Origin of the sequence: Belnapia moabensis DSM 16746 (assembly GCF_000745835.1) — a bacterium.
In the GTDB taxonomy this organism is placed as follows: Bacteria; Pseudomonadota; Alphaproteobacteria; order Acetobacterales; family Acetobacteraceae; genus Belnapia; species Belnapia moabensis.
Map to the genome: position 1 here is coordinate 9,918 of NZ_KN050759.1, position 12,343 is coordinate 22,260.

Consider the following 12,343-nt stretch of genomic DNA (forward strand, 5'->3'; position numbering starts at 1 on the left):
GTGCATCGCCGCAGCCGAAGACATGGACGCTGCTGCCGGAAGCTCTGATCTCCTCTCCGAGATTGCGGCGGGAGAAGCGCGGCCAGTCCACTAATGGCAAGAAGCGCGAGAATGCCGCCTGCGCCGTCCGCATGCCGGGCGTGAGCACATGGGGACTGCGGTTGGGCCAGCGCATCCCGCCGCCTGCGCCGCCTGACGCGAGGTGGGCCCACTGGATGTGGCGGAAATACTCGTCGTCGAAAGCCTCCGGCAGGGTGCTATGCCGGTCCTTGAAGCTATGGATGGGGCCGTGCTCGGATTCGAGAAAGGGGCGGCAATCGGTGATGTGGCTCAGTGCGGCGCGGGTCAGCCAGCCGACGCTGACTGCGGGAGCTATGGTGTCGGCGGGGTGATCAATCGTCCCGGTTTCGTAGAAGTGGCTGCTTGCAAAATCGAGGCCTGGGTGGCGAAAGATTGGATCCGCTATAGCCGGGCTGGACAGCAGCTCCGGCCCGAAGACCGAAACGCATTGCAGGTGAGCCCGCCCATGCAGCTCCGTCTCCAGCTTCCGCAGAAAGGAGCCGACATCGTCAATGAAGCCAGCGAAGGCGCCGTGCTGGTTCTCCGCCTGAGCCGGGTGCATCTCGTTCCACAAATCCCAGGCGAAGATCACTCCGCTGCCGCCCCAACGCCGCGTGGCGAAGGCCAGCCGTGCCTTCAACGCCTCCCGTGTGGCAGGGCAGACAAGGAGACGCGTCCGGGAGGAGCAGGGACCACCATTTGCGGCGTTGTACGGATGCTGGCGCCAGCGTACCCAAGTGAAGAAGGTGTCGAAGGGTGTGAGCAGGATTCGCAAGCCAACCTGCTCGCAAAGTCGGAACAGGTCGTCCCAGAGCTGGACCATGGCGGGCACGAAGTGCCCGACTGGCCGTTCCAGGAAACGGTGGTTGCCCTGCGCATATTCCAGCATCAGCCGGAGGCAGGTGACGCCGTTGTCTCGCAGATATCGCAGATGCCGCTTCACGCCTGGCAGGTCACGGCGACGAAAAAGACCTTCCAGCTCCGGCCAGGTGATCGCGTCGTTCTGCCCGATAGGGGTCCAAGGATCACCTTGGGACGTCACGAAATAGGGGGCATCTCCAGCGCGTTCGATCCACGGTAGCTCGGTCAAGTCGAATGTTCCAGGTGATGGCTCCCGAGGTGTCGGGAGCGGGAGGGGTGAACGCCAGAAGGTGTTCGATGTCATTTTGTTGCATAAGTCACTGGGTTGGGCGTCCTGGAGTAGGCTGGTGTAGAGGGCGGACCCAGCGTGTTGCACCGGTCGGCGGATCAGGCACATTGAGCCTGAACCGTGTTTCGGGTCATGCGATGCGGACGTACTCCGGGCGGCCAAGCTCAAGCATGCGGTTCAGTGCGTCGGCGGCGATGGCGACCTCGGTGCTCTGGCGCCCGTTGGTCAGCGAACGCAGACCGTCTCCGATGACGCGTTTCCATCGTGAGATGTCGGACTCCACCAAGGCTCGGCAGGTGTATCTCGAAGCCTTCTGCCATCCCATGCGCCCATGCTCGGCTATAAGCTGCAGATGCTGATCACGCTGCGTCGGCGCAGTCTCAGCCGTGTTGCTCGGCACCGCGCTCGAGCGAGGCGGGGCGATGACGGCGGCGTCTGGATGCCCCGCGGCAACCCCGGCGTAGACGTCGTCCCGGTCGTAGGCACCATCGCCAGTGAAGGACGCCACCTGACCCTCCACCTGGTCGAGCAAGGTACCAACCTGCGAGCCGTCATCTGCGTCCTTACCGGTCAGCTCCGTTGCGACGATCCACCCGGTGTCGGCATCGGTGGCGAGATGCAATTTGCGCCACCCACGCCGCGCCCTCTTGCCGTGCTTCTCCACCAGCCACTCGCCGGGGCCGCAGAGCTTCAATCCCGTGCTGTCCACCAGTAGGTGCATGAGTTCGCGTCCGCCGCATGGGCGCGGGACCTCCAGCGTCTCTGCTCGGCGGCTCAACGTGCTGTGGTTGGGTACGGCAAGGTCGAGGCCAAGCAAGCCGATGATGGAGGCGATGAGGCCTTCCGTCTGACGCAGCGCCAGGCGAAACACTTTCCGCAGGGTCAGTGCCGTGGTGATTGCCAGGGCGGAGTATCGCGGTTGTCCGCCCCGGGTGGTCCGCGGCTCAGCCCGCCATGCCTTGGTCGCCTCGGCCGTGAACCACACCGTCAGGCTGCCGCGTGCTCGCAGTCCAGCCTCGTAGGCCGGTCAGTTCGTCACCCTGTGTTGCTTCGCGGAATGTGGTGCCGGCGATTTGCATAGGCTTTGAATGGCAAGGCGGATGCCCCGGAGCGGTGGTGACGCGTGACCCCAATCTCATCCTACGCCAGGCAGGCCGGAAGCCCTATCCCTGCACCAAGCTCGTGCGGCGCCCTAAGGCCCACCCCTTTCAGGGTGTTGGCCCGGAACCATCTGTCGGCTTGCCACCGCAGGCAAGAACGGGAGAGGTGCCATTCGGAACTCTGTCCTCGATCGTTTCGAGCAGCGCACGCCGGCGAGTGTGATGGCGCGGGTCGCGCTGGAGCACGCCCTCCCGAGCGAGTGGATGGACACGGTGTTCGAGGAGCACCGCCAGCGGCAGTACTCGCGCGAGCTGCTGTTCTCGACGGTGATCGAGCTGGTGACACTGGTCTCCCTTGGCCTGCGCCCCTCCTTGCACGCTGCGGCGCGGAGCCTGGAAACGCTGCCGGTATCGGTTGGCGCGCTTTACGACAAGGTCAACCGCACGGAGCCGGCCGTGCTGCGGGCGCTGGTCCGCGGCAGCGCCGAGCGGCTGGCGCCGGTGACGGCGGGCTGGGAAGGCGAGGCCAGCCTGCCAGGCTGGCAGGTGCGCGTGCTCGACGGCAACCACCTGCCGGCCAGCGAGAAGCGCCTCGTACCCTTGCGCGGGCACCGCGGCGCGGCGCTGCCTGGATACACGCTGGTGGTCTACGATCCAGACTGCGGGCTGGTCGCCGACATCTTGCCCTGCGAGGACGCGCACCAGAGCGAGCGTGCGGCCGTTGCCGACTTGCTCGACAGCGCTCGGCCTGGGCAGTTGTGGATCGCCGATCGGCAGTTCTGCACGCGAACGGTCCTGCTGGGCTGGCAGGCGGCGCAGGCTGGCTTTCTGGTGCGCGAGCATGGCCGCCACCCGAAGCTGGCGGCAGAGAGACCCTGGCGCGCCTGCGGCCGCAGCGAGACCGGCGAGGTGCGCGAGCAGCGGATCGAGTTGACAGGATCGTCCCAGCCCTGGCGGCGCATTGAGCTCACTCTCGACACGCCGACCGAGGCGGGTGAGAGCGTGATCCGGCTGTGGAGCAATCTGTCTGAGCGGGTCGACGCACGGCAGGTTGCCCGGCTGTATCGTCGGCGGTGGTCGGTGGAGGGCATGTTCCAGCGGCTTGAAGCGGCGCTGAACAGCGAGCTGCGCAACCTTGGTCATCCGCGCGCGGCCCTGCTCGGTTTCGCCACCGCCGTGCTGGCTTACAACGTCCTTGCCCTGCTGCAGCGCTGCATCGAGCAGGCGCACCAGGCCGCGCACCCCGCCCTACAGGTGTCGCTCTACCATCTGGCTTTGCAGGTCCGCGGCGGCTACGAGGGCATGCTCATCGCCCTGCCCGACGAGCCGTGGTTATCCGGCAGTACGGACCCAGCTGTCGTGGCCGCACGCCTGTTACGGCTCGCCCGCAACGTCGTGCCGCGTCAGGTCGCGGCCAGCCCACGCAAGCCAAAACCAGCCGTGAAGAAAGGCTACGTCGACAGCAAGACCGCACGGGAGCATGTCGCCACCGCTCGCGTCCTCGCCCAGACCAAGGCCGAAAGACCCTGAAAGGGGTGGCCCTAAGGCCAGCAGCGGATAGGCTAAGCCGAAGCTCCCAGGTAGTCGGGATTTCCGCTCGGCCACGCCCTGTGAAGTGAACCCTGGGAAGACTGCAGCATGTGCAATCTCTACAGTATCACCAAGGGCCAGCCGGCGATCCGCGAGTTCACCCACGCGATGGCCGACTGCGCCGGTAACTTGCCGCCACTTCCGGGTGTGTTCCCCGACTATGCCGCGCCGATCGTCCGCAACCAGTGAAAGGCTTTTGCGCAGGATAGGGACACGGCTGGCCGTAGAGCCTCAGCGGCGCGCCATGCCCTTGCGGATCTCGCGCTCGACTGCGGAGCGCTCGCTTGTGCCGATGCGGCGGATGATCTCCTGCACGATGGCAGGCGACACGCGATGCCGCTTGGAGAGGTAGGCGACCTCCTCCTCGACCCGCGCCTCAGCCGCCGGATCAGCGGCTTCGGATTTCGTCTTGTTGGTTTGCACCACGGTGTATCCTTGGTATCCGACCTGGCTCTAGGTGAGGCTTTGGGCTCGTCGCTACCGACCGGGCGGGACCAGCGCAGGCCTCGGTCGTGACCCGGAGTGCAGGAAGAGATGCAGGACTGGCGGCCGATCTGCCGAATCCTGGCAGAGATGATGGCGAGTCATGGCTTGTCCGGCTGCTACCTCAGCCCAAGGGCGAGGTCAGGTCCAGACAGAGTTGGCTCTCGCGTACCACGCGCTCTTGGCCGTCGCGCTGATGGCGCACGCGATACTCGCGGTCGGCTCCCTCATTCGGGAGCAGACGCAGGATCGTGTAGGTACCGCGCGGGATGTCGCCATCATACCGGCCGGGGACGATTTCAACGTTCTGGCCGACTGCGAAGCCGTGAAGTTGTTGCATGGTGGTTCTCGTAAGACTTCGAAATAGGTGGGACAGCCGAAATTTATGCCAAGTCTGGGGTTACACCATGCCCATCAGCCTGATGAAGAAACCAAGCTAGGCCGCGTGGTCCAGCGCCACAGGCACGGTGTCGGGCAGCGCGGCTGCGGCAATCCGCTCGATCGCTGCCGCAACGTCGTCCGGCGCCGAATGGTGCACCATGTGCCCGACACCCGGCAAAACCTCCAGCGTGCTGCCTGGTATTTCGGCGTGCAGTTGCCTGGCGCGCTTGGCGAAGACCACCTTGTCGCCCTGGCCCGCCAGGATGGCCACCGGCATTGGTAGCGTCGCGTAGTCGCCGCGCAAATGCAGTGCACCGGGGATCATGAGCGCGCCATCACTGGAAGTGGCGCGGATCTGCGAGGGCCGCAGGGCCATGGCATCAGAATATTCGGTGCGGAACCGTGCCGGGATCGGCGCTGGCGAGAACATGCCGCGCTTCAGCAATGGCATCAGCAGCCGCCCCAACAAGGGCGAAACCGTGTAGCGCAGCAGGTCCCCGAGCACCGGCACCGCCCCCGGCACCACCAGCAGCACATCCGGCCGTAACGTCCAGTGATAATAGCCTGAGAGCAGCACCAGCCCTGCGGCCTCCGCCGGATGCTGCACCGCGAGCGAGAGCGCGACGATCGCTCCCCAAGAGTGGCCAACCACGACCGGCCGCTCGACGCCGATCTGATGCATGGCCTGGCGCAGCAGGGCCCCCTGTTCCATCGCGGTCCAAAGCCTGCCGTGCGGCCGCTCACTATGCCCGAAGCCGGGACGGTCGATGATGATGACCCGGTGCCGCTCCCGGAGCTGCGCCGCAAGGCCACTGGTTTCGTAATCCTCGCCGCTCACTGCATTGCCGTGGATGAGGAGGATGGGCTGGCCGCGGCCGCTATCGGTGTAATGCAGGCGGACACCATCCACGGTCATGAAGCGGCCCTTGGGCGGATGCCGACGCTCCGCACGCCGGGCCAGCACGACATTCGTGACAGCCAGTCCGGCCAATGCAGCAGCGCCGGCGAGGAGGCCCCGGCTGGTGGCAAGCGTTCGGATCGTGGCGGTAAAGGGCATAGAGGCATCCTGAGCAGCATCATGCTGCAGTGCAGCATGACATCAACCGCGTAGTACTGCGAAGGTTCCTGTCTGCTGGTCCTTATCCCACCAACTGGGTTATGCGTCAGACGCGAGGACGGTCGGGATGCACGTTGCCCGCGCGGTCCTTCCTGCTGAACAGCGGCGCCAGCCCAGCGAGGCCCAGCAAGACCGAGCAAGCCCCCAATCAAACCCGTCCTCGTGGTCCACCGGTCGTGTCGTCGTCGACGAGCTGGTCGGCCCGTTGCCGTTAGCGGTAGCAGAATTGCTGCATTGCACAATTCGCTTGCACTGAGCCTCTTGAGACACCAACTCAAATCAATGCTGCGATGCAGCAATTCGGCGCTAGCGAAGACGTCGTACCCTCCGACTGGCGCAAGGATTACGTCCATGACGACAATCACCGAACCGAAGCAGACACCCTCCGCAATGGTGGCAAATATGCTCGCCATGGCCCATCAAGCCACTAAAGGCAACGCGGCTCAGACCCGTGGCTTGGTGCAGAACGGGCTGCATCCGGCAGCCGAAGCGTTCGCCAGAGCAAGCAACAGCGCTACCAAGTTCGGCCGCGGCAACCTCGAGGCGGCGACGCAGTCCGCGCAGATCTACCTTTCAGGCATGCAAGACCTTCGCCGCCAGTACCTTGCCGCCATGACGACCCTGACGCAGCACGCTTTTGGAGGCGCCAAGGGCTTCGCCAACGTGAAGAGCCTGCGGGACGCCATGGCACTCCAGGCGCAGCTCACCCGCGCCTTAATGGAGCAGGCCCTCGACGAAGGCGGCAAGCTGCAGCGGGCGGCCCTGGCGCTGACGGAGCAGGTCCATGCTCCGCTGGCCCAGCGCATGACTATGGCCTTCGAGCAGACGATGCACTCTCGCGCGGACTGAACTGGGCCGGCGGGGGACGTCTACCCTTCGCCGGGTCGAAATCCTGCAAACATGCTTTCAAACTTTGGGAGCGCCGCCGAGCGCGGGCGCTTACCCCTTTTCCACATCTCAATTTATTCAGATCGCCGCAGTCCGTTTCCAGCGGCAAGCCAAGGATTTTACCGTGACCCTCAGGACCCTGATGCTGGCCGGCCCGGCCAAATTGAACGAGCTGTTCGCCAAGCTTGCCGAGACCTCTGACGGCGCGGTCAAGACCCGCGAGAAGCTGTTCACCGAGCTCAAGGCCGAACTCGAGCAGCACACCAACCTCGAAGAGCAGCACCTCTTCCCAGTGCTCCGGCGCAACCCCGAGACCAAGGGTCTCGTCGCTGGCGCGATCAAGGACAACAAGGAGCTGCGCGCCAAGCTCGCCGAGCTCGATGCCCTACCCAAGGCCGACGAGGCCTTCCCCGAGCGGCTGAAGGAGCTGCAGAAGACCTTCCGCCAGCACGCTCGCGACGAGAAGACGGAGCTGCTGCCGGCGATCCAGCGGGCGCTGAGCGAGGAGCAGGTGCAGGGTGTCGCCGAGCGGATGGAGGCCGGCCTTGCCGAAGCCGAGCAGGCCCGGCAGGACGAGGCAGAGGAACGCCGGATCACGGCGCGGCAGGAGCGCGAGGAGGCCGAGTTCCTGACCCGGCAGGCCGAGTTGCACGCCGAGCAAAGCCAAGCCGCCGACACCCGCACAGAGGAGGCGGCCCGCCGGGTTGCCGACACGGCTATGAGGCCGATCGAGGCCGCAACCGAGACGACCCAGCAGGTCACCCGCATGGCCACGGGAAATGCCGGAGCGAGCGGCGACACCGACCGGCGCTCTCCGGCTCGGGCCGCGGCGCCGTTGCTGACCAGCATGTTCTTCTGGCCCTGGGCGGGGCCGATGCAGGGTAGGCAGCAGGCGGGAAGCGCCGTCGCCACCAGGGGGCCCTTCAGTATGGAGGAGGTGATCCCGCTCGGCGAGGAGGTGCTCGAGGTCGGCAAGCGGACCGAGAACCGCGGCACCACCCGCATCCATCGCTACGTCGTGCAGACGCCGGTCGAGCAGCAGGTCACGCTGCAAAGCGAGCGGGTGGTTGTAGAGCGTCGCCGGCCAATGAGCGACAGGGTTACGGGCGAGGTTCTGACCGAGGTGACGGTCGAGGTGGTCGAAACCGCCGAAGTGCCAGTGGTCGAGAAGCGCACCCGCTTGCGCGAGGAGATCGTGGTCCGTACCGAGCGCACCCAGCGGGTCGAAACGGTGCGCGAGACGGTGCGCCGCGACGAGGTCGACATTCGGCAGCCTGGCAAGGCGCGGAGCGACCAGCAGCTCCGCCACGTCACCGCGGAACGTTAGAACCACGACAGGTGGACAGGGCGGAACAGGCACCCGCGGCCAAGCGGAGCGCTCGCCCAGTCCTGCCGTTCGGGGAAAAGGTCACCGCGCCCGCAGCCCATGGCGGTCGCTGTTGCGGGAGCAGGAGGAGGCCCCGGTGTTTCCTTCTTGCCTCGGCAAGCGGATGCGCTAAGGCGTGCCGTATGGGTCGGACATGGCTGGAAGTGCCGGCCGACTGGACTGCCGCCACGGGACCACAACCCGCAGGCAATGAGTTCGCCTCGCTAGCGACTCTGGAGCGGCCCAGCCGTGCTTCCGTGACGAGTGCGGTGCGTCTGCTCACGGTCTCCAACCCGACTAACCCTCGGGCGTTAGACGACACCTGGTGGCGTCTAGGTCGGGCACGCCGAAAACGCCCCGGCGGGGCGAGGCCGCAAGGTCAGGCCGAGTGCGACACCGGCGCGGACGGCAGCGCCGAGGAAAGGGAACGCCATGGCAAACCAAGGCAGCGGCGAGAACCGCGGAAGCGGACATTCGGACCAAGGGAGCGCGGTTCCTCCACCAGGCCCCGACGCAATGTTTGCTGTCTGGGCCTCCTGGGTAGAGGCGATATCAGGCTCGGCTAGCGGGGACTGGGCCAGCCACGCCAAGCCTTGGTGGGAGATGTCGACCGACCAGCTCGGCGGCGCGCTGACCAAGGACCCATTCCTGCGGTCTGTGGACCAGATGTGGAACGCCAACCCGCTGCGCGACGTCGTGCCGGTGGACTGGGCGGAGGTCGTCAGGGCACTCCGCACGGTGTGGCTGCGCTCCCTCAAACAACCGAGCGTGACAATGGCCTCGGCAGCGGAGCTGAACACGGGCCTCTGGCGTTCAGCTGTCGAGGCATGGAGCGAGGCCGGCCGACGCTGGTGGGACGCGGCGGGGACATCGCCGGCCCCGCCTGCTGGCAGCGCAGACAAGCGGTTCGCTGCACCGGAATGGCAGGCCAACCCAGCCTATCGCACGTTGAAGGAGGCTTACCTCCTCGCCTCAGCTTGGCTGCTCGAGCAAAGCGCGGCGCAAGCGGACGGTATGGATGAGACGGAGCGCCGGCGGCTCGACTTCCATCTCCGGCAGTTCGTGGACGCCATGAGCCCGACCTTGCTGCTCGCCTCGAACCCGGCGGCGCTGCGTCGTGCGATGGAGACTGGCGGCGCCAGCCTCGCCAACGGCGCGCGCAACTTGGCGGCTGACCTGAAGGAAGGGCGCCTCAGCATGGTGGACGCCACCGCCTTCGCGCCGGGGCGCAATCTCGCCCTGTCGCCCGGCAAGATGGTCCACCGCAACCGCCTGCTGGAGTTGATCCAGTACGAGCCCACGACCAAGGAGGCTCACCGGACGCCGCTGCTGCTCATGCCGCCTTGGATCAACAAATTCTACATCCTCGACATGCAGCCGAAGAACAGCATGGTGGCGCACCTCGTCTCGCAGGGTTTCACCGTGTTCATGGTGTCCTGGAAGAATCCTGACGCCTCGATGGAGGAGACTAGCTTCGAGGACTACATGGACCTCGGCCCGCTCGAGGCAAGCGACGTCGTGCGCGAGATCACCGGCGCAGAATCCATCAACGTGATGGGCTATTGCATCGGCGGCACGCTGCTTGCCATGACCCTCGCCTGGCTGGCCCGGAAGGAGGACAAGCGCTTCAATGCGGCGACCTTCATGGTCTCGCTGCAGGATTTCTCGCGGGTGGGCGACACCGCTGTCTTCATGGACGAGCCGGCGATGGATTTGGTCGAGCAGCAGATGATGGAGCGTGGCTACCTGGACAGCCGAGAGATGTCCAACATGTTCAATCTGCTGCGTTCGAACGACCTGATCTGGGCGAACGTGGTGAACAACTATCTGATGGGCGAAAAGCCGCCGGCTTTTGACCTGCTCTACTGGAACAGCGACGGTACCCGCATGTGCCGCGCCGCGCATGCCTGGTACCTGCGGAACACCTACAAGGAGAACAACCTGATCGTGCCAGGCAAGATCGAGCTGAAGGGCGAGCCGATTGATCTCGGCAGCATCGCGCTCGACGTCTACGCGGTCGGCGCGGAAAAGGACCACATTGTCCCCTGGGACGCTGCTTGGCGTATTACCCAGCTCGTCGGTGGTAAGGTGCGCTACGTGCTCGCCTCCTCCGGCCATATCGCCGGCATCATCAATCCGCCGGGTGGTAAGGGCACCTACTGGGTCAACGAGGCCCAAGCGGCAACGCCGGAGGACTGGCGCAAGGCAGCCACGAAGCATGACGGCAGCTGGTGGACCGACTGGACGGCTTGGCTCGCGGCACGCTCAGGCGAGAAGGCTACGCCGCCGTCGATGGGCAGCGCCGCGCACCCGCCGATCACGGATGCGCCTGGTACCTACGTGCTGGAGAAGTAGGGCAAGGCGGCCGCGTCCTCCAGCGCCTGCCTCAGCGCCAGCAGCACCTACGGTGGACTTGGCCGCCTCAGAGGACGCTCTACCGCCCCGGCGCCTGACGAGGATCTTGGCTGCTTTGAGCAGCCCTGTGCTGTGGTCCTGTGATGCCGCCTGGCCATGCTTTGCTCACCGAGATTGCCCGATCTGCGACGGCGACATCCGCGTTCAGGTTGCTCATGCTGCAACCGGTCGCCGTGGCCACGATCCACGCCGCTAGGGAAGGCGCAGGTGCTGTTTTGAGGCCCACAAACGGCCCTGGGTGCCCCTGCGACTGCGAAAGGTCGACGAGTCGCTCTATCCCAATCGCCTTGTGCCGGATCGTAATAGACCTACAGAATGTAATAGAAAAGCCGCTCAAGTGGTGAGATGCGCCTACGGAACGGCATATACTCAATAGTTGCGACACACAACTGCTTTATTTTGTTCAAAACTACTCCCTTGCGTCGGGCCGTATACTATGGCACATCTCTGTTGTGCAGCGCAGCAATCTTGTCGTGCTCCATAGAAATATTAGTAGGAGATCGACATGGCTGACATCAACAAGCCGCAAGACGCACGCGCAACCGCTGCCACTGATGCGGCGGCTGCAATCCGCCGTAGCGCCGAGGCCGTCCAGCAAGGCGGCCATGCTACCGGTGAGGCGTTGCGCCAGAATGCCGAGGCCGGCGCCGACATGACGCGTAAGGCCACCGAAGCCGGAGCCGATGCGGCCCGCCGCGGCGCTGAGCTTGCGAATGACACAGCTCGCCGGAGCACGCAGGCCGTAACCGACGCTCAGCGCCAGATCGCCCAGGATGCAGCGCAGCGCTTTGAGGAGGTCAGCCACAAGGTAGCCGAGGCAGCCCGTGGCACGACCGAAAACGTGCGTCAGCTGATGGCGCTGCCCAACGCCGCCGAAGGCGGGCTGCGCGACCTGCAGCAGGGCGTGGCCGGCCTGGTCGAGGGCGTGATGCAGACCAACCTGCGCGCGGCGCAGGAGTTGTTCCGCCTCGCCAACCCGGCTCCGCTCGTGGAACTGCAGCAGCGCTTCGCGCGCGAGTACACAGACGCTCTCCTGCGTAACAGCGCCACGCTGGTTCGTGCGGTGCGCCGTACTGCCGACGAGACGCTGCGCCCGCTCGAGGAGCAGATCCGCCAGGCCGATCAGGGCCAGCGGCCTCTGCAGACCGCAGCGGAGTGACACCGGCGCGGGCCCTGCAAGGGTCCGGAGTGCAGAAGGGAGCGGCCGGGACGCCAGGGGCGTCCCGGCATCTTGTTGTACGGGTCAGCGGCCTGGACACACTGAGCCCTGCTCGCGTCTAGGGTCATGCGGTCCGGATGTACTCCGGCCGCCCAAGCTCGAGCATGTGGTTCAGCGCCTTGGTAGCGATGGCCACCTCGGTCGCCTGGCGCCCATCAGTTTGTGAGTGTAGCCCGTCACCGATGACGCGCTTCCATCTCGAGATGTCCGCCTCCACCAGGGCACGAAAGTTGTATCCTGACGACCGCTGCCAGCCCATGCGCCCACGCTCGGCAATACAGCGCAAATGTGCATCCCGCTGTGTCGGCGCGGTCTCGACTGTGCCGCTCGACACCGCATTCGCACGCGGCCGAACGATGATGGAGGCATCTGGATACCGCGCAGCAACCTCGGCACAAACGTCGTCTCGGTCGTAGGCTCCATCGCCGGTGAAGGACGCCACGGAACCGTCGACCCCGTCGAGCAGGGAGCCAACTTGCGAGCCGTCATCGGCATCCTTGCTGGTCAACACCGAGGTGACGACCTGGCCGGTGTCGGCGTCAGTGGCGAGGTGGAGCATCTTCCAGGCTCGGCG

At 65.6% G+C, this 12,343-nt stretch carries 11 protein-coding genes and 1 pseudogene; 6 read left to right on the forward strand and 6 right to left on the reverse strand.

Going from position 1 to position 12,343, the window contains the following annotated elements:
• Together EP26_RS36625 and EP26_RS31320 are read right to left on the reverse strand one after the other, a co-directional pair.
• Nucleotides 1–1,318 (reverse strand): glycoside hydrolase 5 family protein (locus tag EP26_RS36625; RefSeq protein WP_169747577.1); only part of this gene is annotated, 1,318 nt, incomplete at its 3' end.
• A gap of 22 nt (nt 1,319–1,340) precedes the next feature.
• A pseudogene (locus tag EP26_RS31320) lies at nt 1,341–2,305 on the reverse strand (IS5 family transposase).
• Nucleotides 2,306–2,532: 227 nt separating this feature from the next.
• Between EP26_RS31320 and EP26_RS31325 the strand changes: the two are divergent.
• Nucleotides 2,533–3,840, forward strand: coding sequence for an IS4 family transposase (locus tag EP26_RS31325; protein ID WP_043345714.1), 1,308 nt, complete (start codon nt 2,533–2,535; stop codon nt 3,838–3,840).
• A 108-nt stretch (nt 3,841–3,948) separates the two neighbouring features.
• Nucleotides 3,949–4,089, forward strand: a complete 141-nt coding sequence (locus EP26_RS34510; protein ID WP_211259672.1) for an SOS response-associated peptidase family protein — start codon at nt 3,949–3,951, stop codon at nt 4,087–4,089.
• Between the two features lie 42 nt (nt 4,090–4,131).
• Here EP26_RS34510 and EP26_RS31330 read toward each other — a convergent pair whose 3' ends face one another.
• The 3 genes from EP26_RS31330 to EP26_RS31340 all read right to left on the reverse strand — a co-directional run bounded on the left by EP26_RS31330 (nt 4,132) and on the right by EP26_RS31340 (nt 5,821).
• Nucleotides 4,132–4,323 (reverse strand): hypothetical protein, encoded by a 192-nt coding sequence (locus EP26_RS31330; RefSeq protein ID WP_157034028.1) that lies wholly within the window; start codon nt 4,321–4,323, stop codon nt 4,132–4,134.
• Between the two features lie 184 nt (nt 4,324–4,507).
• A complete protein-coding gene (locus EP26_RS31335; protein ID WP_043345719.1) occupies nt 4,508–4,723 on the reverse strand; it encodes a hypothetical protein in 216 nt (71 codons plus the stop codon).
• A gap of 96 nt (nt 4,724–4,819) precedes the next feature.
• Nucleotides 4,820–5,821 carry an alpha/beta fold hydrolase gene (locus EP26_RS31340; protein ID WP_084113223.1) on the reverse strand — a complete coding sequence of 334 codons (1,002 nt, stop codon included), beginning with the start codon at nt 5,819–5,821 and terminating at the stop codon, nt 4,820–4,822.
• Nucleotides 5,822–6,232: 411 nt separating this feature from the next.
• On the opposite strand from EP26_RS31340, the gene EP26_RS31345 reads away from it, so the two are divergent.
• From EP26_RS31345 to EP26_RS31360, 4 genes are all read left to right on the forward strand, one after another.
• Nucleotides 6,233–6,730, forward strand: coding sequence for a phasin family protein (locus tag EP26_RS31345; RefSeq protein ID WP_052389933.1), 498 nt, complete (start codon nt 6,233–6,235; stop codon nt 6,728–6,730).
• Between the two features lie 163 nt (nt 6,731–6,893).
• Nucleotides 6,894–8,096, forward strand: a complete 1,203-nt coding sequence (locus EP26_RS31350; protein ID WP_211259673.1) for a DUF2382 domain-containing protein — start codon at nt 6,894–6,896, stop codon at nt 8,094–8,096.
• 642 nt (nt 8,097–8,738) lie between these two features.
• A complete protein-coding gene (locus EP26_RS31355) occupies nt 8,739–10,490 on the forward strand; it encodes a PHA/PHB synthase family protein (RefSeq protein ID WP_211259674.1) in 1,752 nt (583 codons plus the stop codon).
• A gap of 565 nt (nt 10,491–11,055) precedes the next feature.
• Nucleotides 11,056–11,709: a phasin family protein gene (locus EP26_RS31360; RefSeq protein WP_043345725.1), complete on the forward strand. Its 654-nt coding sequence runs from the start codon at nt 11,056–11,058 to the stop codon at nt 11,707–11,709.
• Between the two features lie 124 nt (nt 11,710–11,833).
• Here EP26_RS31360 and EP26_RS31365 read toward each other — a convergent pair whose 3' ends face one another.
• Nucleotides 11,834–12,328: a transposase gene (locus EP26_RS31365; protein ID WP_043345727.1), complete on the reverse strand. Its 495-nt coding sequence runs from the start codon at nt 12,326–12,328 to the stop codon at nt 11,834–11,836.
• Between the last annotated feature and the right edge of the window lie 15 nt (nt 12,329–12,343).